Genomic DNA, 21317 nt, shown 5'->3' with positions numbered 1-21317 from the left:
ACTTCCGGGGTGGGGGGAAACAATGAAGTCTGTTTATCGCGCACTGGCCGGCCTGATCGCGATCGGTGTGGTGGTCCAGGCGATGGCGATCGCCCTCGCATGGTTCACCGCGATCAAGGACATGGACGAGGGCGCCGTCTTCGACAAGAACTCGGATCTGAACTTCGGCCACGAGGCGCACGGGACGATCGGGATGATGGTCATGCCGGCTCTCGCGCTGCTGCTGCTCATCGTCTCGTTCTTCGCCAAGGTGGAGGGCGGGATCAAGTGGGCGCTGTTCGTGGTCGGCCTGGTGGCACTGCAGATCACGCTCGCGTTCGTCTCCTTCGGCGCGCCCGTGGTCGGCACGCTGCACGGTCTGAACGCGTTCGTGCTGGCCGGTGTCGCGAGCGTGGCGGCTCGCAAGGCGGCCGCACCGACGGCGGTCCCCGCGTCCGAGACACCCGCCGAGGCGGCCAGGTAGATGTCGTCGGCAACTGACTCGTGCGTGGCCGCGGGCTGATGACCCGGCGGCCACGTCGCCGCACCGTGATCGCGGTGCTGGCGACCATCGTCGTACTGGCGCCGCTCGCGTGGTTCTGGCAGCGCAGCCTGGTGCCCGGCGACCTGTCCCCGATGCAGATGGGGTACGCCGACTACGGCGGCGGCCCGGCGACGCACGCCCATCACGGGCAGGACGTGAGCACGCTGACCGGTCCGTCCGGCAGACCTGACGTGAGCGTGAATCTGGTGGCGCGCAAGGAACGCTTCGACATCCCAGGCCGCGGATCGATGGACGGCTACACGCTCAACCACACCTCGCCAGGGCCCCAGATCGTCGCACAACAAGGCGATCTGATCCAGGTGACGCTGCACAACGAGTCCGTGCCCGAGGGAATCACGTTGCACTGGCACGGCATCGACGTACCCGCGGCCGAGGACGGTGTCGCCGGTGTCACGCAGGACGCGGTGCCGCCCGGGAAGTCGCACGTCTACCGCTTCGTCGCCGAGGACGTCGGCACGTACTGGTACCACTCCCACCAGGTCTCGCACGAACAGGTGAAGAAGGGCCTGTACGGCGTACTGATCGTCGAACCGACCGCGACCGACGTGGTCGCCGCCGTGCACACCTACGAGAAGGTGCGGACGGTCAACGGCGGGTACGGCGAACGGCGGGTGCCCGCACCCGGACCCACGGTCCGGGTCCGGTTGATCAACACGGACAACGGTCCGTGGGCCGGCTGGGTCGACGGAGCGCCGTACCGGATCGTGGCGGTGGACGGGACCGAGGTGAACGCGCCGCCGGAGGTGAGCGGCAAGGCCGTGCTCGTCACCGCGGGCGGCCGGGTCGATCTGCTGGTGAGGATGCCGCAGGGCTCGGCGATCAGGATCGGTCTCGGCGGTGGACCGACGTCGCTGGTGGTCGGCGACGGCAACGCACCGGCCGGTGCCGAACCGCGGGAACGCGTCGACCTGCTGACGTACGGCGCACCGCGTCCGCTCGCGTTCGACCCGGCCGGGGCGACCCGGGTGTTCACCTACGACATCGGCCGCCGGCCCGGGTTCTTCGACGGACGCCCGGGCCTGTGGTGGACGATCAACGGGCATCAGTTCCCGAACGTGCCGATGTACATGGTGACCGAGGGCGACGTCGTCCGGATGACGATCAGGAACACCTCCGGCCAGGTCCACCCGATGCACCTGCACGGCCACCACGTCGTCGTACTGAGCCGCAACGGCGTCGCGGCCACCGGGAGCCCGTGGTGGACCGACTCACTCAACGTCGAGGACGACGACACCTACGAGATCGCGTTCGTCGCGGACAACCCCGGGATCTGGATGGACCACTGCCACAACCTGCCGCACGCCGCTCAGGGGCTGGTCACCCACCTGATGTACAGCGGCGTCACGACCAGGTTCCACCTCGGCGGTACGGCGAGCAATCAGCCCGAGTGATCCGGCTCGATCGGGCGGCCGACAGTGAGCGCGCTCCGCAGCGTGTCCGGAAGTGTGTTGAACGCCGCGTCGGGCCGCGTCCCGGTCGCGTCCAGGGTCTTGGAGAAGAAGCAGCGGACGGCGGCGGCCAGCACGACGTCGAGGACGTCGTCGTCGGTCAGGCCGACGGACTTCAGTTCGTCCACGTCGTCCTGGGTGATGGTGTCCGCGGACAGCGCGACCTTGCGGGCGAACGTCATGATCGCGCGGTCGACCGGATCGATGGCCGGCTCGTTGATCAGGGCCGCGACCTCCTCGGACGTGTAGAACTTGTCGGCCAGGACCTGGCCGTGCGCGAGGCTGCAGTAGCTCGACTTGAGCGCGGTCGCGGCGGCCAGGGTGGCCAGCTCGTAGCGGCGCAGGTCCATGGACTCCCGGATCGCCCCGGACAGCTGCTTCCAGGCTTCGTAGACCTGCGGCCGGGCCGCGAAGGTCTTGACGTAGTTGGGTATGTGTCCCGCCGGAGCACGGTTGCGGTCGAAGAACCCCTGGTCCGTCGGTGTGTCGATGAACGTCATGCGAACCCCCCTTGTGGCTTCACGGTAAAGGTGCCGTACCGATCCGGCAACGCTCCTGCCTGGTGGGTACCGGGTCATGGGTATGGTTCACCCGGTCGGTTGTGAGGCAACTGAGACGAGGTGGTCTGAGTGCGGCGGATGTCGGGACGTGTCTCCGCCGTGGCGCTGGCGGTGCTGTTCTGCGCGACCGCTCTGACCGCCTGCCAATCGGATCCGGTGCCCACCGACGTGGCGGTCGGCTGGGCCGGTGACGGCCGGACCGCCGTCCAGGTGACCTGGAAGGACGACAACGCGCCCAACCGGATCACCATCGAGGGTGTGCTCAGCAGCAGTCCGTCGTACGTGAAGTACCTTGCCGCCGGCGAGCCGAACAGCTGGGCGATCCCGACGTCGGCCTTCCCGCCGGACGGCAACTACCGGGTGGCGGTGGCCACTGGGACGTCGCAGGGCGGGGTGACCAGCAAGCTCGCGCGCTCGGAGGTGTTCGACACCGACGGCCCGGTCCGGCCGGGTGCGGCCAGTGCGAGCCCGATGGGCCGGGGTGTGCTGATGACGTGGACGGTACCGGCGCCGCCGCAGGACTTCACGCCGAACGACCCGCTGGACGTGAAGGGTGCGAAGACGCAGCTGTACGTCCCGATGGTCGGGCGGCCCGGCGCCATGATGCGCGCGATCGGCCCGGGTACGACGTCGACGCGACAGCTGATCAAGAGTCTCCAGCCGCCGTACCTGTTCCAGCTGCGGGCGCAGAACGAGTGGAGCACCCGGATCGGCGGGGAGGTGCTCGGCCTCACCAGCTCGATCAACGGTGTGGTGCCCGCGTTGGCGCAGTTCAGCGTGCAGGTCCACGTCCGTGGCCGGGTCGTCCTGCAGGAGGTGGTCTGCGAGGGTGAGACCCCTTGCGTGCAGCGTCGGGCCACTCCGGCCGGCGTGCCCGTGATGGTGATGACCCAGGTCACGCCGGATGCCCGCTGGACGCCGGCGGCCCGCGGCTCGACGACAGCCGGCGGGCACTACGACATCCCGATGATCAACGGCCCGAGCCGGCCGTACCGGATCACGGTCCCGGGCTACACCCGCCCCGGCGTCCTCACGGCGACGTCGAGCAGCCGTCCGGCGTACACCAAGAGCGTGGTCCGGGTCGCGACGGCCGGGTTCGTCGGCGGCCCGGCGAAGCGGCGCGGTGACAACGTGATGGTCTACACGACGGTCAAGCCGGCGATGAACACGACCGTGATCTTGCAGTCGTGGAACCGGCAGACCCGCCGGTGGGTGAACGTGAAGGCGGTGGCGATGCGCAACGGGCAGGCCTCGCTGCTGTTCAAGGCGTCCCAGGCGGGTGCGTTCGCCTACCGGTTCGTCATCCCGGGCGCGTCGATGTTCGGGCGGCCGATGAACGGAACGACCACCCCGCAGCTACCGCTGAACGTCCGCTGACGCGGTCTCGGCCTCCGGCGCGACCCGGTCCTTCCGGCGGAGCTTGTAGTAGTTGTACGCCGCGACACCCGCCGGCACGAGCACGACCAGGGCCCAGATCGACAACTGGCCGAAGATCCGGTCCGCGTCGTCGCCGATGTTGTACGCGACGATCCCGATCGCGGCCGCCCAGGCGATCCCGCCGCCGGCGTTCGCGGCCAGGTGCTCAGGGCATCAGTCCGGGGGAATCTCAGGGTTCCTGCCGTTGAACGCCTTGGTCACGTTCTGCAGCGCGGCGGTGACCTCGGACGGGATCACCCAGAACGTGTTGCCGGGGCCCTTGGCGAGCTCGGGCAGCATCTGCAGGTACTGGTAGGCGAGCAGCTTCGGGTCCGGGTCGTTGCGGTGGATCGCCTCGAACACCGTGTCGATCGCCTTCGCCTGACCCTCGGCCCGCAGGATCGCCGCCTGCCGCTCGCCCTCCGCGGTCAGGATCTTGGACTGCCGCTGGCCCTCGGCGGCCAGGATCGCGGCCCGCTTCTCCCGCTCGGCCCGCATCTGCTTCTCCATCGACTCCTTGATCGACGGCGGCGGCTCGATGCCCTTCAGTTCGACCCGGTTCACCCGGATGCCCCACTTGCCGGACGCCTCGTCCAGTACGCCGCGCAGGGTGGAGTTGATGTGCTCGCGCGACGTCAGCACCTTCTCCAGGTCGAGACTGCCGATCACGTTGCGCAGGGTGGTCACGGTCAGCTGCTCGATCGCCTGGATGTAGTTGGCGATCTCGTACGCCGCCGCCCGCGGATCGGTGACCTGGAAGTACAGCACCGTGTCGATGTGCACGACCAGGTTGTCCTCGGTGATCACCGAGCGTGGCTCGAACGACACCACCTGCTCACGCAGGTCGATCAGCGGCCGGGGCCGGTCGACGAACGGGATGACGATGTTCAGGCCGGGCTCGAGGGTGCGCAGGTACCGGCCGAGGCGCTCGACGTTGCTGGCTCGCGCCTGCGGCACGATCCGGACCGTCCGGAGTACCAGGACGACGGCGAGCAGGGCGGCGATCGCCCCGAAGACTATTTCGGCCATGGATCCTCCCGGGGATGGACGAGGGCGGTGGCTCCTTCGATCGCGAAGACGTCCACCGTGGTGCCCTCGGGGATGACGAGGTCGGGGTCGTACGACCGCGCGCTCCACTCCTCGCCGCCGATCCGGACCCGCCCCGGCTCCCGGCCGACCTGGCTCAGCACCACGGCCTCGCGTCCGACCAGCGCGGCCACGCCGCTGCGCAGCTGCGGGTACGACATCAGGTGCCGGCGGGCCACCGGCCGGACCAGCGTGATCATCGCGGCCGCGGTCACGGCGAACACGAGCAGTTGCAGACCGAGGCCGAGCCCCAGGCCGGCCGCACCGGCCGCGGCCAGCGCGGCGACGGCGAGCAGGAGCAGATCGAGAGTCGCCGTCATCACCTCGGCGGTGCCGAGGACGGCGGCGAGGATCAACCACAGGAACCAGGACTGCATGGCGACCACCCGGCGGCGGAAAGTACCTCTGTTTCGACGGTACTCCGGATCCGTGGGCGTGCAGCTAACGGTTCGGCTTTCTTCCGGCGGCCCCCCGGTCGCCGCCGCCGTACCGATGCCGGCTGTCAAGGCCCTGGGGACAAACGATTCGGCTCAGAAGGTGCTCAGTCACTAGCCTTGACCCCATGACTGACGCACACGTGAACCCGGTGAACCCCGACAGCGGGCAGGACGACCTGCCCGAGCAGATGCGGGTCCGCCGGGAGAAGCGTGACCGCCTGCTGGCGGAGGGAGTGCAGCCCTACCCGATCTCGGTGCCGCGGACGCACCTGCTGAAGGACCTGCGGGCCAAGTACGACGGGCAGGAGCTCGAGCCCGACACGCGGACCGGCGAGCAGGTCTCCGTGACCGGTCGGGTGATCTTCCTGCGCAACACCGGCAAGCTGTGCTTCGTCCGGCTCCGGGAGGGCGACGGGACCGAGCTGCAGGTGATGCTGTCCCAGGCGGACCTCGGCGAGGAGGAGCTGGCCCGGTTCAAGGCGCTGGTCGACATCGGCGACCTGCTGGCCGTCCAGGGCGAGGTCGTGACCAGCCGCCGCGGCGAGCTGTCCGTCCAGGCGAGCGGCTGGCAGATGGCCGCCAAGACGCTGCGCCCGCTCCCGAACGAGCACAAGCCGCTGAGCGAGGAAGCCCGCGTCCGGATGCGGTACGTCGACCTGATCGTCCGCCCCGAGGCGCGGGAGATGGTCCGGACCAAGGCCGCCGTGCTCAAGTCGCTGCGGCAGACGTTCGACACGCACGACTTCGTCGAGGTCGAGACGCCGGTGCTGCAGCTGACCAACGGCGGAGCGGCCGCACGGCCGTTCACGACCCACCTGAACGCGTTCGACCAGGAGATGAAGCTGCGGATCGCGCTCGAGCTCGACCTGAAGCGGGCGATGATCGGCGGCGTCGACCGGGTCTACGAGATCGGCCGCACGTTCCGTAACGAGGGACTCGACTCCACCCACTCGGCGGAATTCTCGATGATCGAGGCCTATGAGGCGTACGGCGATTACGACACGATGGCCGAGCTGATCCAGGAGCTGATCCGGAACGCCGGCCGCGCGATCGGCCGGACGACGATCACTGCGCGCGACGGTTCAACCATCGACCTGCAGCAGCCGTTCCGGCACGCGACACTTTTCGGGCTGCTGTCCGAAGCGGTCGGCGAGAGCGTCGACGTGACCACCGACCTGGCCACTCTGACCAAGTTGGCCGAGCAGCATCACGTCGAGTTGCAGCCGGGCCGGAATGCCGGCGAGATCGCCGTCGACTTGTTCGAGAAGCTGGCCGAGCACACCTTGATCCAGCCCACCTTTGTCCGCGACTATCCGGAAGCGGCACGGCCGCTGGCGAAGCCGCACCGGGAAATTCCGGGCCTGGTCGAGGCCTGGGACCTGTTCGTCAACGGCGTCGAACTCGGGGTTGCCTACTCGGAGCTGAACGACCCGGTGATCCAGCGGGATCGCCTGGTGGCGCAGTCGTTGCAGGCCGCCGCCGGCGACCCCGAGGCGATGGAGCTGGACGAGGACTTCCTGCGTGCGATGGAGTTCGGGATGCCGCCGTCCGGTGGGATGGGGATGGGCCTGGACCGGTTGGTGATGTTGCTCACCGGGACCGGTATCCGGGAGACGATTCTGTTCCCGTTGCTCCGGCCGGAGTGATTCCGCGAATCGGTCGCAGGATCGTTGCATAGCACAACGGACGGTCACTGCAAATCCGGGGGCCTGAGTTTTCGTCGGGATCGGCTCAGCATTCTGGCCGGGGCCGGTTTCGGACCGCGTGAATACACAAGGTCACCACGGCTGCACAGCGTCGATCGGCACCGCGTGGTGCGGAGCGTTTAGTCACATCTTTCCCGCTCATTGTGGGAGGTGAATGACACGGGCCCGGTTTGTGCGGTACAAATCAGGTGCAAACAAAACGGCAGGGGGATTGCGGCCCGGTGACGGGCGCGGAAAGGACTGTCATCGATGGCGCAAAGGGTGCAGGTGGTTCTCGAGGACGATCTCGACGGTGGTAAGGCCGACGAGACCGTGACCTTTGGGCTGGACGGAACGACGTACGAGATCGACCTGTCCAAGAAGAACGCCGCCAAACTGCGCGACGCCCTCAGCGGTTATGTCGGCGCGGCCCGCCGGGTTTCCGGGCGCCGCGGCGGTTCGGGCCGGGGCCGGGGTCGCGGGCGGTCGGCGTCCGACTCCGCCGACATCCGGGCCTGGGCCAAGGAGAACGGCTACGACGTGAGCGAGCGGGGCCGGATCTCCGCCGAGGTGCGCGCGGCGTACAACGAAGCCAAGTAATTCCCGGCCGACCGCCGGTCCCGGTGCCCCGAGGGGTGCCGGATGCGAGAGGCGAGGTGTGTCCGCGCAAAGCGCGGAGCACCTCGCCTCCGGTGTGTCATGGGGAGCTCCGCTCCGCGGGCCGTCCGCATTCCGGTTGTTTCACGATGTGGACGTATCGGTGACCCGGGCGTGTCGGGACCGATGACTGAGGCGGCAGGTAGGTCCGGGAATTCGCTGGTGGCGAACAGGCTGGGTACTCGGGGCCGGACGGGAACACCCTGGGGATCCGCGGGGTTGTTCCCTTGTGATGCCTCCTGGGGCACCGGGCCGGTGGTGAGCAAATGTTCGCCGAGAGCGAGCCTGTCGGCACCGGGGACTAGCATGCATGTACGGGGGTCGGCCTACACGGCACGTCCGACTCCTCTGAGGCAAGGAGCGCTTTGGCGATGTTTGAACGATTTACGGACCGCGCCCGTCGGGTAGTCGTCCTGGCTCAGGAAGAGGCCAGGATGCTCAGCCACAACTACATCGGGACCGAGCACATCCTGCTCGGCCTGATCCACGAGGGTGAGGGTGTCGCCGCCAAGGCTCTCGAGAGCCTGGGTATCTCGCTCGAGGCCGTCCGCTCCCAGGTCGAGGAGATCATCGGCCAGGGGCAGCAGGCACCGAGCGGGCACATCCCGTTCACCCCCCGCGCCAAGAAGGTGCTGGAGCTCTCCCTGCGCGAGGCCCTGCAGCTGGGCCACAACTACATCGGCACCGAGCACATCCTGCTCGGCCTCATCCGCGAGGGTGAGGGTGTCGCCGCGCAGGTCCTGGTCAAGCTCGGCGCGGACCTGAACAAGGTCCGCCAGCAGGTCATCCAGCTGCTGAGCGGGTACCAGGGCAAGGAGACGGCGTCAGCCGGCGCGCCCGCCGAGGGTGCGCCCAGCAGCTCCCTGGTGCTCGACCAGTTCGGCCGGAACTACACCCAGTCCGCCCGCGAATCGAAGCTCGACCCGGTGATCGGGCGCGAGACCGAGATCGAGCGGGTCATGCAGGTGCTGTCCCGGCGGACCAAGAACAACCCTGTCCTGATCGGTGAGCCGGGCGTCGGCAAGACCGCGATCGTGGAGGGTCTGGCCCAGCAGATCGTCCGCGGTGACGTCCCGGAGACGCTGAAGGACAAGCAGATCTACTCCCTCGACCTGGGCGCCCTGGTGGCCGGTTCGCGCTACCGCGGTGACTTCGAGGAACGCCTGAAGAAGGTGCTCAAGGAGATCCGCACCCGCGGCGACATCGTGCTGTTCATCGACGAGATCCACACCCTCGTCGGGGCCGGTGCGGCCGAGGGCGCGATCGACGCCGCGAGCATCCTGAAGCCGATGCTGGCCCGCGGCGAGCTGCAGACCATCGGCGCGACCACCCTCGACGAGTACCGCAAGTACGTCGAGAAGGACGCCGCGCTGGAGCGCCGGTTCCAGCCGATCCAGGTGGCCGAGCCGTCGATCGCGCACACGATCGAGATCCTCAAGGGCCTGCGGGACCGGTACGAGGCGCACCACCGGGTCACCATCACCGACCCGGCCCTGGTCTCGGCCGCCCAGCTCGCCGACCGCTACATCTCCGACCGGTTCCTGCCGGACAAGGCCATCGACCTGATCGACGAGGCCGGCGCCCGGCTGCGGATCCGCCGGATGACGGCTCCGCCGGACCTGCGCGAGTTCGACGAGAAGATCGCGAACGTGCGCCGGGAGAAGGAGTCCGCGATCGACGCGCAGGACTTCGAGCGCGCCGCCAGCCTGCGCGACGACGAGAAGAAGCTGATCAACGCCAAGGCGGAGCGCGAGAAGCAGTGGAAGGCCGGCGACATGGACGTCGTCGCCGAGGTGGACGAGGAGCTGATCGCCGAGGTGCTCAGCACCGCGACCGGCATCCCCGTCTTCAAGCTGACCGAGGAGGAGTCGTCCCGGCTGCTCGACATGGAGAAGGAACTGGCCAAGCGGTACATCGGCCAGACCGACGCGGTCAAGGCGCTGTCCCGCTCGATCCGGCGTACCCGCGCCGGCCTGAAGGACCCGCGCCGCCCGAGCGGCTCGTTCATCTTCGCCGGCCCGTCCGGTGTGGGTAAGACCGAGCTGTCGAAGGCGCTGACCGAGTTCCTGTTCGGCGACGAGAACGCGCTGATCAGCCTCGACATGTCGGAGTACTCCGAGAAGCACACCGCGTCCCGGCTGTTCGGTTCGCCGCCCGGTTACGTCGGCTACGAAGAGGGTGGCCAGCTGACCGAGAAGGTGCGCCGCAAGCCGTTCAGCGTGGTGCTGTTCGACGAGGTGGAGAAGGCCCACCCGGACATCTTCAACTCGCTGCTGCAGATCCTGGACGAGGGTCGCCTGACCGACGCCCAGGGCCGCGTGGTCGACTTCAAGAACACCGTGATCATCATGACCACGAACCTCGGCACCAAGGACATCGCCAAGGCGGTGAGCCTGGGCTTCTCGCAGGCGAACGACACCGCCACGTCGTACGAGAAGATGAAGGCGAAGGTCACCGAGGAGCTGAAGCAGCACTTCCGGCCGGAGTTCCTCAACCGTGTCGACGAGATCGTCGTCTTCCACCAGCACGGCATGGAGGAGATCGTCAAGATCGTCGACCTGATGGTCGCTCAGATCGAGGAGCGGCTGAAGGACAAGGACATGGGCATCGAGCTCACCCCGGCGGCGAAGGAACTGGTCGCCAAGCGGGGCTTCGACCCGGTCCTGGGAGCCCGCCCGCTGCGCCGCGCACTGCAGCGCGACGTGGAGGACGTGCTGGCCGAGAAGATCCTGTTCGGGGACCTGCGCCCCGGCCAGATCGTCCTGGTCGACGCCGCTCCGGAGGGCACGGTCAACGAGGACGGCCTGGCGGAGTACTTCACCTTCACCGGCACCCAGAAGTCCACCACCCCGGACCTGGAACTGTCCGACCTCACGGCCGGCGGATCCACCGGGCTGCAGGACTCGTAAACCGCACCGACCCCGAGAGGCCCCGCGCACCCCGCGTGGGGCCTCTCGCGTGTTCGGAGGCCGTCAGTGGGCCTGGTGGCAGATCTGGCAGGGCGGTCGGCGGCGGTAGTAGTAGGCGGCGGTGGCGAGGCCCACGGAAGCGCCCCAGAGGGGGAACGGGAGGATCAGGAGGTAGAGGAGGTTCTCGGCGGTCGAGGCGTCGGGGGACCAGAGCATCCCGGCCAGCGAGGCGCTGCTGACCAGGAGCAGCGTGGCCGCCACGGCGCCCGGGACGACGGCCGCCTTGATCGGCACCGGCCTCCCGGCGAGGAACGGAATCCACCGCGGCCACACCTCGCCCCACGGCCGGATCAGGCCCAGCGTGACGATCCCCGACATCAGCGCGATCAAGCCGAGCCCGAGGCCGAACAACTTGATCCCCGGCTCGGCGTTCAGCTCGGCGGCGTCGAACCCGATCGGGTTCGGCAGCAGCCAGGTCATCCGCAGCAACGCGTACGGCATCGGGCAGAGCACCGCCACGATCGTCGCCCAGAACCCCCACCGCCGGGCCGACTCCGACCGCGTCCAGCTCGCTCCCGGCCGGCCACACCGCAGGCACCGCCCCCGCGCGCTCCGCAGCCCCCGGACGCCGAGCAACGCCCAGCCACACCCCAGCAGGAACGCCGCGGTCACGAACAGCGGCGTGGTCCCGACCTTCGCCGGTATGCCGGCAACGCCCGCGGCCAGCTCGCGGAACGCGGACCAGTCGAACAGACCGGTGGTCGACTCGACCACGACGACGGTGACCGCCACGGCGAGCAGCAGCATCCGCGTCGCGGGCTGCTTCCACGCCCCGGCGACCAACCAGACGATCCCGGCCGGCAGACCGAGCAGGACCAGCAGGTACCCGGCCAGGATCACCACCGTGAGGCTCGGCGCCAGCAGCCCGAATACGATCACCTGCAGGGCTGTGAAGCCCAGCAACGGCCGGTACGCCGATGCACTCCACTCGGTCCGGGTGTGCGCGAGCGCCGCCGGCATCCCGAGGACTCCCAGTACGGCGATCAGTCCCGCGCCGACCTGGTCCGGCAACTGGGCGAGCAACGACAACCGCTCTCCCTCCGGCGGGACCGGCCCGAACGCGTAACCCCCGGCCCCGCGCAACCAGGCCAGTCCGGCGATCCCGTACACCAGCGACAAGGCCGCCACCAGAACCGGTACCACCGTCCTGGTCCGATCCCGAACCTCGAGAACACTCATCGTTTCCTCCAGCTGTCAGTGCTTTCACTGTCCAGCCGGAGGTCACCCGACCACCTCAGCCGCGAGAGTGTTCGGACTCCCTCCCGGGAGTGAACGCTCACCGGGTACGGCGTAGCCGGGTGATCGCTCTGGAGACGTCGTCGGGATCGAAGCGGGCCGGCTTGTGATGCACGGCAACCAGACCGGCGGCCGCGGTCAGCAGCCAGATCACCGCCATGGTGATGGTGAAGGCGGGGCCAGGTCCGGGCCAGCCGTCGGTGAGGGTTTCGGGCCGGCTGGCCTGCCAGGCTGTGGCGACACAGCCGATCGAGCTGATCGCGGTGACGGCCGCGGCGGCTTTGGCCATGGCGCCGGGCTTGAGAACGAGGGCGATAACTGAGGTTGCGAGGCCGGTCAGGCAGGTCAGAGCGAGTGTGGGTTGGGTTTCGATGCCCAGCTGCCAGACCGAGAGGCCGTAGCGCCTGGTGTAGGTCCAGGGCAGGAGCAGCGAGACTCCGGTCGCCAGCGCGGCCAGCAGAGTGGCTCGAGCGAACCACCGGTGCTCAGATCGCTCCAGGGCGGCCTCGGCCGCGTCGAGCAGGCGCGGCAGTTCCTCGTCCGGGAAGTCGCTCATCGGGCGGCCTCCAGGCGAACGAGGTCGTTGCCCAGCTGGAAGTACAGTGCCCGCCCGATCACGGTCACCTGATCCGCGGCCTGCGGCACGCCCTGCCGCGCTCCCGCGATCACAGTGACCCGTCCCGGCCCGTCCACGCGCACCAGGTGGCTGCCGTCGTACCCCCAGAGCTTTCCGTCCGGGCCGGTGAACCACCTGCCGTCGGCGGTCCACTGCGACGCCGGTACGCCGCTCGCCGAGATCGGCCAGCCCGACGTCGAACCGCCGAGCAGGACCGTTGTCCGGCCGTCGGCATCGACGCGGACGAGCCGTTCACCGAGGACCATCGCGACCTGGCCGGACGCGAGCTGTGCCAGCCCACCTGGCCGCAACTCGCCCGGTACCCTCACGCGCCGCACCCGGCCGCCTGGTCCGTAGAGGTTGTAGAGACCTCCGCCTACAGCGGACACCAGTCGATCGCCGGCAGCCGCGGCGTACTCGCCCTTCTGATTGCCTGGGACCGGCTGCCTGTCCCGCACAACCGTCGTCCGACCGCGCACCAGATGTACGGCGCTCTCTGTCGAACCACGACCGACAACTGTCCACCACACGCCGCCCTGACCGTCCGGAGCAGACGCCCGAGCCGCCAACGGCACTCGCACGCGAACCAGCCGTCCCGAGGCGTCCAGGGCGAGCTGCGTGCTCACGCCGGCCGTCCCCACCACACGCACAGGCGGCACCAGAGAGGTCTTGAACGTCGTCGTGCCGTCCACCGGCTTCCGGCGATCACACCGCGGCTCCGGTGGAGGCGCAGCCGGGAAGGACGCGGCAGCCGCAGCCGCATCGGGTATTGCCAGGACCTGGTCCCCGCCGCCGGGCGAGGTGCCCAGCAACAGCGACCCGTCCGGCCGAGCCTCGATGCTGTCGACACCTTCGGCTCCGCCGGGCAGCTTCCGCAGTACGCCGTCCGGCGTGACGACCGACGTCGGAGCGCCACCCCCGAGCCACAGGTTGCCTCGCACGTCTACTGCGAAGGTGTTGACCGTCATGGATGAGCTGGCCGCGTCACTGCTCAGCACGCAACCAGCCGGCGCCACTCCGGTGAGTTGCTGCGGGACACCGCCCGGCCGGACCATCGCCAACCCGGTCTCGCTCGTCCGCCAGGCCGTCGTACCGTCAGGTCCGGTGGAGACGGCGTTACCTGGAGCACCCGGGCCCGGAGCGACCACGAAGTCGCTGAGCCGAATCCCCTTCCGCAGTTGGTGGGCTGGGATCTGCCAGGTGGTCGTGGATCCCCGGACCACGATCGAACGGTCCGCGTTGCGGTGGCTGAGCGCGGGTCCGGCGCCGCTCGCGACGATGTCCACGCCGGGCGTGACGTAGTAGCTGCCGTCCTGATTCTTGTGACTCAGGCTGATGTCAGCACTCACCAGGTCGAGTGGCACCGAGAGGATCGCCCACGGATGTCCGAGTGCTCCGCCTGCCAGCAGGACCATGCGGTTGTCGGTGACACCCCACAGTGCGGGCGGACTGGTGCCGTGGTTCAGCGTGACCTGGGGGAGCGCGACGCCGTCGTCGTACGCGAACACGGTCGAGCTCTCCGAGCCGGTCCGGCCCAGCAGCCACTGCCCGGGCGACCCGTCGAGCGTCCCGGCCAGCGAGTCCAACGGGTCCGACGTACCGATGGCGACGCGCATGCCGAGGCGGTCGACCAGTTGCCCGCCCTGCAGGTCCAGCAACCGGTGCGGCACCCCGGCCACGACGGACGGCTGGTACGGCGCTCCAACAGCGGACGGAAGCAGCGCACCGGCCAGCGCGCCCACAGCGGCAGCACCTGCGACCACAACGATCCGACGCGCGCCCAGTAGACCGGCCAACAACAGAAGCAGCCCGATGCCAAGCCCGGTCCAGGCCCCGACCCCAGGCCGGTAGCCGACGCCGTTGGACAGTCCGGTCGGCAGCCAGAGCAGATGGAAGGCCAGCCCGGTCACAGCGGCTGACCCGGTGGCGACGGCGGCCGCTCGGCGTACCAGGCCTGTAGAGACAAGAGTGGCCATCGCCAACCCGCAGACGATGAACGACCACAGCCGGGCCGGCGGAATCTCCCAGAGTTGAGACCGGGCCAGACCGGCTTCGGCCGCGGTCGGCCCGAGTGCCACCGGATCGAGCAACTCGCGCCACGGGAGCACCGTCGAGAGTACGAGCAGTACGGCGAGCGTCCCCGAGACGAACGGGAACACTCGGAAGCGAAAAGGCGTCCACGAGTCGACCTCGGCGCCGAGCCGGACGAAGACTGTACGCAATTCGGACTGATTCAGCGGCTCGCTGGAGGTCTCGTCCGGCGACTCGTCACGCACGGTCCAAGGGGTCGTCGAGCGGGTCGCCCAGTGCGCTGCGACCATGGTCGCGAGAGTTCCGCAGACGATCGTGCCGATCACAGCCGGTGAGCTCGTGCAACTCGGCCGGCCCTGCGCGGCGAACCCGGTCCAGGCCGTCACGGTGACGGTCCGATCACCGCCGTACCGACGGATCGGACCTGGCGGCGAAGCCGGAATCGCTCGGCAGACAGGCGATCCACGAGCACCAGCAGCACGATCGCGACCGGCAGCGCGAGGGCCGGACCGCGGCCGCCGATCGGTTGCGTGCTCGCTCGCCAGAGGTAACAGCCTGTGCCCGTCTGGCCCGGCACGAGCAGTGCGAACGCCGTACCGGCGGCGAGACACGCGAGCACGACACCGTGCCGCCCGGATCGTCGTAGGGTCCTGCGATGGGCGATCAGCTCGGTCCGGAGAAGGGCCGCCGCGGCCTTCGATTCGGTGGGGAGCTCGCGCAGCGGCACGAGAATGACGTTACCTGCCACAGTTACCTATCACCGGGGTACCGCGTTGTAACGCTGTGACCACGCTGATGGGACCCGGACTGTCGGAAAGGGGGCCGGGGATGGAATCATCTCGTCGCATGGACGCACCGCGTCTGCCCCTGACCCAGGAACCGGTCGCCGACACCGGTTCCTTTGGCGTGCGGCAAGCGGGCGGCGTCCTCGAGCGGGCCCAGCGGATCGCGGACACGTTGCGGGAGCAGGCGGAGTACGAGAACGATCTCGCCCGCGAGGAGGCGGGCCGGATCCGCGCCGAGGCCGAGCGGCTGAAGACCGAGACCGAGGAGGCCGCGCGGAAGCTGCGCGCGGACGCGACGTCCGCCGCCCAGCGGCTGCTCAACGACGCCGAGCGCGCCGCCGAACAGCTCCGGTCCGAGTCCGAGACCGAGGCCGAGCGGGTCCGCGCCGACGCCGAGGCGGCAGCCGAGCGGCTGAAGGCCGAGTCGACCGCCGAAGCGGACCGGGTACGGCGGGATGCCGCGGCCGCCGCGGACAAGCTGCGCCAGGAGTCGACCGAGGAAGCCGAGCGGGTCCGCGCCGAGGCGACCGCGATCGCCGAGCGGCTGAAGGCCGACTCCGAGTCCGCCGCCGAGCAACTCCGGGCCGCCGTCGCCGAAGAGGTGGCCAAGCGCCGGGCCGACGCCGAGGCCGCGGCCGAGCAGTTGCGGGACGAGAGCCAGGCGGCCGCCGACCGGTTGCGGGCCGAGTCGCAGGCCGCCGCCGACCGCAGGATCGCTGCCGCCGAGGCGGAGGCGAACCGGCTGAAGGAAGAGGCCGACGAGCTGCTCGAGGAAGCCCGGCTGGCCCGGGAGTCCGCGCAGCAGACGGTCGAGCGGGCCGGCCGCGAGGCGCAGCAACTGGTCAAGGACGCCGGCGAGCAGGCCGCGCTGGTGTCCCAGGCGGCGGCGCGCAACGAGGCCGAGCTGATCGCCCGGGCCGAGACCGAGGCGAGGGAGCTGCGGGAGGCGGTCGAGCGCGAGGTCGAGGCCGCCCGGGAGAAGTCCCGCGCCGAGATCGCCGCGGCGCACGCCGAGATCGAGCGGCTGCGCGGCGAGAACCGGGCCGAGCTGGAGCGCCGGACCGCCGAGCTGGAGGAGACCGAGCGGGCCAAACTGGCCGCCATCTCGCTCGAGGTCGAGAAGCTGCGGGCCGAGGCGGTCGCGGAGATCGCCGAGCGGAAGGCCGAGGCCGAGGCCGGCAACGAGCGGCTGATGGCCGACGCCCGGGCCCAGGCCAAGCTGGTCGTGGACAGTATCGAGGCCGACCGCCGGACCGCGGCCGCCGAGGCGCAGCGGATCGTCGAGGACGCGAACAAGGCGGCCGAGGCGGCGCTCGCGGAGGCCGAGAAGCAGACCGTCTGGAGCAAGAAGACAGTCGACGAACTGATCAGTGCGGCCGAGTCCGAGGCGCGGACGATCCGCGAGCAGGCGGCCGCCGAGGCGGCCCAGCTGATGCGGCAGAAGCGGGCGCACCTGCGCCGCGTGGTCGGCCGGACGACGAGCCGCCTCAAGCAGACGAAGGACGCGATCGCCCGGGAGAACGCCGAGCTCACCGCGCTGGCCGAGACCACGCTGACGAGCGCGACCGAGCAGGCCGAGGCGACCCTGGCTGCCGCCAAGCAGGAGGCGGAGAAGCTCACGTCGCAGGCGCAGACCCGGGCCGACCGACTGAAGGCGGCCGCGCAGACCGAGGCCCGCGAGATCGTCGAGCGGGCGAACCGCCGGGAGGCCGAGGCCGAGGCCAGCACCCGGGTGCTGCGCGAGCGGGCCGCGAACGACCTCGCCGACGCCCAGCGCCAGTCGCACGAGCTGATCCGCAAGTCCCGCGCCGAGGCCCAGGAGATCGAGGCGCAGGCCCGCCGGCACGCCGACGACCTGCGTGCCCAGGCCCGAAAACTTCTCGCCGACGCCGAGGCGAGGGTCGCGGCGCTGAACCAGCGCCGGGACGAGATCACCAAGGAGCTCACCCAGCTTTCGGGTGTGATCGAGGCACTCGCTGTACCAGGCATACGCCCAGGTGGTGGAATGTCCTCCGGCGAGGGTTCCACGGGGGAATCAGGATGAGGACGTGACAGCCAGATCCTTGTCAGTGACAATGTGTGATCCACCCACCCACCGAAGTGAGCATCAGAAGACATGAGCAGTGAAAGCCCAACCCCGTTCCGCACCGTTCTGCGTGGCTACGAGCCGGCCCAGGTGGACCAGCACATCCGTGAGCTGACCACCTCGCTGACCGCGCTGCAGCAGCAGTCCGAGCAGCTCCAGCGGCATGTGCAGGAGTTGCAGGCCCGCACCGACGCGGCGGAGGCGGCCGTCATTTCCGCCCAGGAGGAGAGCAAGGACCGGACCCCCACCTTCACCGAGTTCGGTGAGCGGGTGGCCAAGATCCTGTCGCTGGCCGACGACGAGGCCCGCGATCTGGTGACCCGCGCCCGCAGCGACGCCGAGGCGATCGTCGCCGACGCCGAGGCGCACGCCAAGAAGGTCCGCAAGGAGGCCGAGCAGTACTCCCTGGACTGGAAGAGCGAGGTCGACGCCGAGGCCGCCCGCATCCTGGAGGAGGCGCGCACCCAGGCCGACGACATGCGCGACGAGGCCGAGCGCGACGCCAACGCGCGGCGCAGCGAGGCTCAGGCGCTGTACGAGCAGGAGCGGGCCAAGTCGGCCCAGGCCGCGGCCGCCTTCGAGACCACCCTGGCCGAGCGCCGGGGCAAGGTCGAGCAGGAGTTCGCCGCCCGGACCGCGCTGGCCGAGCAGCAGTTGGCCGCCGTCACCGATCGCGCCGCGCAGGTGCAGCGTGAGGCCGACCGCGCTCGTTCCGAGGCGGAGCGGCTGGCCCAGCAGCAGCTGGCCGACGCGAACCGGCAGGCTCAGGAGATCGTCGCCGCCGCGAAGGACAAGGCGGAGCGGATCCGGGCCGAGTCCGAGCGCGAGCTCGCCGCCGCGACCCAGCGTCGCGACAGCATCAACGCGCAGCTGACCAACGTCCGCCAGATGCTGGCGACGCTGTCCGGCAGCCCGGCGATGCCGCTCGACCTGCTCGGCGACGACGACGAAGAGACCGCCGGCAGCAAGAAGAACTGACCCCTGAGGCCGGCTCGCCCCGCGAGCCGGCCTCATTAGTTCACGCGCAGGTCGCGCGAGCCCGCCGCCTCACCCGGGGTCAGGTGGGCAGGCGGTAGCGCGAGTTCGGGAGGGGTTCCACCAGGCCGTCGGCGACCAGTGCGTCGAGGGCTCGTTCTCGTTGGAGCTGGTCGGGCCAGCAGGCGTCGAGCGTCTTCTTGGGTACGGCGCCCGGTGCGGCACGGAGTACGGCGAGCAGACGGCCGCGGACCTGCCGGTCGGTGCCTTCGTACGTCTGCCCGCGCCGCGGTGGACCGTCGTACGGCGGGCTGCCGGCCAGGACCCAGGCGCACTGGCCGCGGATCGGGCAGTCGCTGCACTTCGGCATACGGGCTGTGCAGACCAGCGCCCCGAGTTCCATCGACGCCACGGCCCAGCGAGCCGCAGTGCGCTCGTCAGCGGGCAGTGCGCTCACCGCGAGCCGCTGGTCGGCCGCAGTGGGGGAGACGGTCGGTTGTGCGACGCCGGTGAGGGCTCTCGCGAGGACCCGACGCACATTGGTGTCCACGACCGCGTGCCGCTGGCCGAACGCGAAGGACGCGATCGCGGCCGCCGTGTACGTCCCTACACCCGGCAGCGCGAGCAGAGCGGCATGGTCGTCCGGCACTTCGCCGCCGTGGCGCTCCACGATCGCCTGAGCGGCCGCGTGGAGGCGCAGAGCACGCCGGGGGTACCCGAGCCGGTCCCAGGCCCGCACAGCCTCTCCTGGCGGCTCTGCAGCCAGGTCCCCGGGCTTCGGCCATCGCTCCAGCCAGGCCTGGTACGCCGGCAGCACGCGATTGACCGGTGTCTGCTGCAACATGAACTCGCTGACCATCACCGCCCACGGCCCGGCACCCGGCTCCCGCCACGGCAACTCCCGTGCGTTGGCGGCGTACCACTCCAGCACGGGCTCGTGCAGCGCGGCAGGTGCAAAGGGAAGCGGCGAGCCTGACATGGTGAGGACAATCCTGACATTAAGGTCAGGCCCATGAGCAGCCTGCTCCGTCCGGTCGGGCATCTGCCCGCCAGCGTGTACTGGTTCCGCCGGGGACTGGTGCTGGCCGTCCTGGCGCTGCTGCTCTTCCTGATCATCCGGCTGTTCGGAGGCGGTGGCGACGACCCGCAGAACACCGCGGCTCCCGGCCCGCAGCAGCAGACCGCGGCCCCGACGGTGACGCCGACCAGTACGCCGACAGCCACCAAGCAGAAGTCCGAGGAACCGGCCAAGACCACCGAGCCGCCGGCGAAGTCCACGCCGCCGCGGGACACCCGGTGCGACGGTTCCGACGTCCGCGTCGAGGTGCTGCCCGCCAACCGGAAGATCGTCTCCGGCTCGGTGCTGAACTTCGTCGTCCGGTTCGAGGCCGTCTCGGACGAGTGCCGGGCGACCCTCGATTCGACCGCGTTGACGGTCACCGTGACGTCCGGCAACGACCTGATCTGGACCACGACCCATTGTGGGCAAGCGATCCAGCGCGCCACCCTCGTCGTTGCCAAGGACAAGCAAGTCGCGACCACCGTGCCCTGGACCGGCCGCCGGTCCGGGCCCGGTTGCCTGCCGGGGCAGCCGGTGGCGAAGCCCGGGACCTACGTGGTCAAGGCGGAGTTCGACGGCCGCGCGTCAACCGCGCAGGCCTTCCTGGTCGTCTGACCCCTCCACCGGCGTCGGGGTCAGACGTAGCGCTCGAGGATGCTGGATTCGGCCAGGCGGGAGAGGCCTTCGCGGACGGTGCGGGCACGGTTCTCGCCGACGCCCTCGACCGTCTGCAGGTCGTCGATGCTTGCTGCGAGCAACTTCTGGAGGTGGCCGAAGTGGTCGATCAGCCGGTCGATCACCGCGCCCGGCAGCCGCGGCACCTTGGCCAGCAGCCGGTACCCGCGCGGCGTCACCGCGGCGTCCAGCTGCTCGGCCCCACCGAGTTGCAGCGCCCGCGCGACCTGCCCGATGTCCAGCAGGTCGGTCGGGCTGACCGCGTCCAGCTCGAGCAGTACGTCGTCCGCCGTCTTCGCCTTCCGGCCGGTGGCCGGCGGCAGGTAGTCCCGGACGACGAGCTCGCGCTCGCCGGCGACCCCCGCGACGAGCTCGTTCAGCTGCAGGGTGAGCAGCCGGCCGTCGGTGCCGAGCTCGACGACGTACCCGTCGATCTCGGTGGCGATCCGCCGGACCATCTCCAGCCGCTGGGCGACCGCGGCGACGTCGCGGACGGTGACCAGGTCCTCGATCTCCAGCGCGGACAGGGTGCCGGACACCTCGTCGAGGCGCAGCTTGTACCGCTCCAGCGTGGCCAGGGCCTGGTTGGCGCGGGACAGGATCGCGCCCGAGTCCTCCAGCACGTAGCGCTGGTCGTCGACGTACAGCGCGATGATGTGCATCGACTGCGACACCGAGATCACCGGGAACCCGGTCTGCCGGGCGACCCGGTCGGCGGTGCGGTGCCGGGTGCCGGTCTCCTCGGTGTGGATCGACGGGTCCGGCATCAGGTGCACGGCGGCCCGGATCATCCGGCTGACGTCGCGGTCCAGGATGATCGCGCCGTCCATCTTGCTCAGCTCGCGCAGCCCGGTCGCGGAGAATTCCACGTCGATCTCGAACCCGCCGGTGGAGATCGAGTCGACCGTCTTGTCGTGACCCAGGACGATCAGCGCGCCGGTTCGCCCGCGCAGGATCCGCTCCAGGCCTTCGCGCAGTTCGGTACCGGGTGCCACTGCCGCGAGGGTCGCGCGCATCCGGGCGCCGGTGCTGTTCTTGTCGGAATTGGGGG

The 21317-nt window shown here is 69.9% G+C and carries 19 protein-coding genes; 9 read left to right on the top strand and 10 right to left on the bottom strand.

Features of this window, described 5'->3' with window-relative positions:
- The first annotated feature begins 22 nt into the window (after nt 1-22).
- Complete coding sequence (locus ACYVOK_RS03185; RefSeq protein ID WP_460660690.1) at nt 23-463, top strand: hypothetical protein; 441 nt, start codon at nt 23-25, stop codon at nt 461-463.
- A 74-nt stretch (nt 464-537) separates the two neighbouring features.
- The gene (locus ACYVOK_RS03180; RefSeq protein WP_460660689.1) at nt 538-1935 is read left to right on the top strand and encodes a multicopper oxidase family protein; all 1398 of its coding nucleotides are present in this window, start codon (nt 538-540) and stop codon (nt 1933-1935) included.
- Here the strand turns inward: ACYVOK_RS03180 and ACYVOK_RS03175 are convergent.
- Nucleotides 1923-2492 carry a carboxymuconolactone decarboxylase family protein gene (locus ACYVOK_RS03175; protein ID WP_460660688.1) on the bottom strand — a complete coding sequence of 190 codons (570 nt, stop codon included), beginning with the start codon at nt 2490-2492 and terminating at the stop codon, nt 1923-1925. The genes ACYVOK_RS03180 and ACYVOK_RS03175 overlap by 13 nt on opposite strands.
- Before the next feature lie 138 nt (nt 2493-2630).
- Between ACYVOK_RS03175 and ACYVOK_RS03170 the strand changes: the two genes are divergently transcribed.
- Nucleotides 2631-3929, top strand: a complete 1299-nt coding sequence (locus tag ACYVOK_RS03170) for a hypothetical protein (RefSeq protein ID WP_460660687.1) — start codon at nt 2631-2633, stop codon at nt 3927-3929.
- Here ACYVOK_RS03170 and ACYVOK_RS03165 read toward each other — a convergent pair.
- The 3 genes from ACYVOK_RS03165 to ACYVOK_RS03155 form a co-directional block, all read right to left on the bottom strand.
- On the bottom strand, nt 3909-4034 hold the full coding sequence (locus ACYVOK_RS03165) for a hypothetical protein (protein ID WP_460660686.1): 126 nt from the start codon (nt 4032-4034) through the stop codon (nt 3909-3911). The two genes, ACYVOK_RS03170 and ACYVOK_RS03165, sit on opposite strands and share 21 nt — an antisense overlap.
- Nucleotides 4035-4142: 108 nt before the next feature.
- Entirely contained in the window at nt 4143-4997 is an 855-nt protein-coding gene (locus ACYVOK_RS03160; RefSeq protein ID WP_460660685.1) for an SPFH domain-containing protein, read from the bottom strand.
- Nucleotides 4985-5431: an NfeD family protein gene (locus ACYVOK_RS03155; protein WP_460660684.1), complete on the bottom strand. Its 447-nt coding sequence runs from the start codon at nt 5429-5431 to the stop codon at nt 4985-4987. The genes ACYVOK_RS03160 and ACYVOK_RS03155 overlap by 13 nt, the downstream gene beginning before the upstream one ends.
- Nucleotides 5432-5616: 185 nt before the next feature.
- On the opposite strand from ACYVOK_RS03155, the gene lysS reads away from it, so the two are divergent.
- The 3 genes from lysS (at nt 5617) to ACYVOK_RS03140 (ending at nt 10742) form a co-directional block, all read left to right on the top strand.
- Nucleotides 5617-7137: a lysine--tRNA ligase gene (gene lysS, locus ACYVOK_RS03150; RefSeq protein ID WP_460660683.1), complete on the top strand. Its 1521-nt coding sequence runs from the start codon at nt 5617-5619 to the stop codon at nt 7135-7137.
- Nucleotides 7138-7446: 309 nt separating this feature from the next.
- A complete protein-coding gene (locus ACYVOK_RS03145; protein ID WP_460660682.1) occupies nt 7447-7776 on the top strand; it encodes a histone-like nucleoid-structuring protein Lsr2 in 330 nt (109 codons plus the stop codon).
- 428 nt (nt 7777-8204) lie between these two features.
- The gene (locus tag ACYVOK_RS03140; RefSeq protein ID WP_460660681.1) at nt 8205-10742 is read left to right on the top strand and encodes an ATP-dependent Clp protease ATP-binding subunit; all 2538 of its coding nucleotides are present in this window, start codon (nt 8205-8207) and stop codon (nt 10740-10742) included.
- A gap of 63 nt (nt 10743-10805) precedes the next feature.
- On the opposite strand, the gene ACYVOK_RS03135 is transcribed toward ACYVOK_RS03140, so the two are convergent.
- The 4 genes from ACYVOK_RS03135 to ACYVOK_RS03120 all read right to left on the bottom strand — a co-directional run bounded on the left by ACYVOK_RS03135 (nt 10806) and on the right by ACYVOK_RS03120 (nt 15412).
- Nucleotides 10806-11981 carry a hypothetical protein gene (locus ACYVOK_RS03135; RefSeq protein ID WP_460660680.1) on the bottom strand — a complete coding sequence of 392 codons (1176 nt, stop codon included), beginning with the start codon at nt 11979-11981 and terminating at the stop codon, nt 10806-10808.
- Between the two features lie 97 nt (nt 11982-12078).
- Complete coding sequence (locus ACYVOK_RS03130; RefSeq protein ID WP_460660679.1) at nt 12079-12594, bottom strand: hypothetical protein; 516 nt, start codon at nt 12592-12594, stop codon at nt 12079-12081.
- Nucleotides 12591-15071, bottom strand: a complete 2481-nt coding sequence (locus tag ACYVOK_RS03125) for a hypothetical protein (protein ID WP_460660678.1) — start codon at nt 15069-15071, stop codon at nt 12591-12593. Before ACYVOK_RS03125 ends, ACYVOK_RS03130 begins: the two co-directional genes overlap by 4 nt.
- A complete protein-coding gene (locus ACYVOK_RS03120) occupies nt 15068-15412 on the bottom strand; it encodes a hypothetical protein (protein WP_460660677.1) in 345 nt (114 codons plus the stop codon). The genes ACYVOK_RS03125 and ACYVOK_RS03120 overlap by 4 nt, the downstream gene beginning before the upstream one ends.
- A 119-nt stretch (nt 15413-15531) precedes the next feature.
- On the opposite strand from ACYVOK_RS03120, the gene ACYVOK_RS03115 reads away from it, so the two are divergent.
- A complete protein-coding gene (locus tag ACYVOK_RS03115; RefSeq protein WP_460660676.1) occupies nt 15532-17514 on the top strand; it encodes a kinetoplast-associated-like protein in 1983 nt (660 codons plus the stop codon).
- A 72-nt stretch (nt 17515-17586) separates the two neighbouring features.
- Complete coding sequence (locus ACYVOK_RS03110; RefSeq protein ID WP_460660675.1) at nt 17587-18534, top strand: DivIVA domain-containing protein; 948 nt, start codon at nt 17587-17589, stop codon at nt 18532-18534.
- A gap of 79 nt (nt 18535-18613) precedes the next feature.
- Here the strand turns inward: ACYVOK_RS03110 and ACYVOK_RS03105 are convergent, their stop codons facing one another.
- Nucleotides 18614-19510: an HhH-GPD family protein gene (locus ACYVOK_RS03105; RefSeq protein WP_460660674.1), complete on the bottom strand. Its 897-nt coding sequence runs from the start codon at nt 19508-19510 to the stop codon at nt 18614-18616.
- A gap of 33 nt (nt 19511-19543) precedes the next feature.
- Between ACYVOK_RS03105 and ACYVOK_RS03100 the strand changes: the two genes are divergently transcribed.
- A complete protein-coding gene (locus ACYVOK_RS03100) occupies nt 19544-20206 on the top strand; it encodes a hypothetical protein (RefSeq protein ID WP_460660673.1) in 663 nt (220 codons plus the stop codon).
- A gap of 20 nt (nt 20207-20226) precedes the next feature.
- On the opposite strand, the gene disA is transcribed toward ACYVOK_RS03100, so the two are convergent.
- On the bottom strand, nt 20227-21282 hold the full coding sequence (gene disA, locus ACYVOK_RS03095) for a DNA integrity scanning diadenylate cyclase DisA (protein ID WP_460660777.1): 1056 nt from the start codon (nt 21280-21282) through the stop codon (nt 20227-20229).
- Between the last annotated feature and the right edge of the window lie 35 nt (nt 21283-21317).

The sequence above is a fragment of the Kribbella swartbergensis genome (genome assembly GCF_054784135.1).
The sequence above is the reverse complement of the archived record's forward strand: the minus strand, read 5'-3'. Positions and strand labels throughout refer to the sequence as shown.

What these genes read in the sequence shown, in the direction of transcription:
- disA (WP_460660777.1), bottom strand. Translation starts at nt 21,282, where the DNA reads ATGCGCGCGACCCTCGCGGCAGTGGCACCCGGTACCGAACTGCGCGAA.
- ACYVOK_RS03100 (WP_460660673.1), top strand. Translation starts at nt 19,544, where the DNA reads ATGAGCAGCCTGCTCCGTCCGGTCGGGCATCTGCCCGCCAGCGTGTAC.
- ACYVOK_RS03110 (WP_460660675.1), top strand. Translation starts at nt 17,587, where the DNA reads ATGAGCAGTGAAAGCCCAACCCCGTTCCGCACCGTTCTGCGTGGCTAC.
- ACYVOK_RS03115 (WP_460660676.1), top strand. Translation starts at nt 15,532, where the DNA reads ATGGACGCACCGCGTCTGCCCCTGACCCAGGAACCGGTCGCCGACACC.
- ACYVOK_RS03170 (WP_460660687.1), top strand. Translation starts at nt 2,631, where the DNA reads ATGTCGGGACGTGTCTCCGCCGTGGCGCTGGCGGTGCTGTTCTGCGCG.
- ACYVOK_RS03160 (WP_460660685.1), bottom strand. Translation starts at nt 4,997, where the DNA reads ATGGCCGAAATAGTCTTCGGGGCGATCGCCGCCCTGCTCGCCGTCGTC.
- lysS (WP_460660683.1), top strand. Translation starts at nt 5,617, where the DNA reads ATGACTGACGCACACGTGAACCCGGTGAACCCCGACAGCGGGCAGGAC.
- ACYVOK_RS03105 (WP_460660674.1), bottom strand. Translation starts at nt 19,510, where the DNA reads ATGTCAGGCTCGCCGCTTCCCTTTGCACCTGCCGCGCTGCACGAGCCC.
- ACYVOK_RS03175 (WP_460660688.1), bottom strand. Translation starts at nt 2,492, where the DNA reads ATGACGTTCATCGACACACCGACGGACCAGGGGTTCTTCGACCGCAAC.
- ACYVOK_RS03155 (WP_460660684.1), bottom strand. Translation starts at nt 5,431, where the DNA reads ATGCAGTCCTGGTTCCTGTGGTTGATCCTCGCCGCCGTCCTCGGCACC.
- ACYVOK_RS03140 (WP_460660681.1), top strand. Translation starts at nt 8,205, where the DNA reads ATGTTTGAACGATTTACGGACCGCGCCCGTCGGGTAGTCGTCCTGGCT.
- ACYVOK_RS03185 (WP_460660690.1), top strand. Translation starts at nt 23, where the DNA reads ATGAAGTCTGTTTATCGCGCACTGGCCGGCCTGATCGCGATCGGTGTG.
- ACYVOK_RS03135 (WP_460660680.1), bottom strand. Translation starts at nt 11,981, where the DNA reads ATGAGTGTTCTCGAGGTTCGGGATCGGACCAGGACGGTGGTACCGGTT.
- ACYVOK_RS03130 (WP_460660679.1), bottom strand. Translation starts at nt 12,594, where the DNA reads ATGAGCGACTTCCCGGACGAGGAACTGCCGCGCCTGCTCGACGCGGCC.
- ACYVOK_RS03145 (WP_460660682.1), top strand. Translation starts at nt 7,447, where the DNA reads ATGGCGCAAAGGGTGCAGGTGGTTCTCGAGGACGATCTCGACGGTGGT.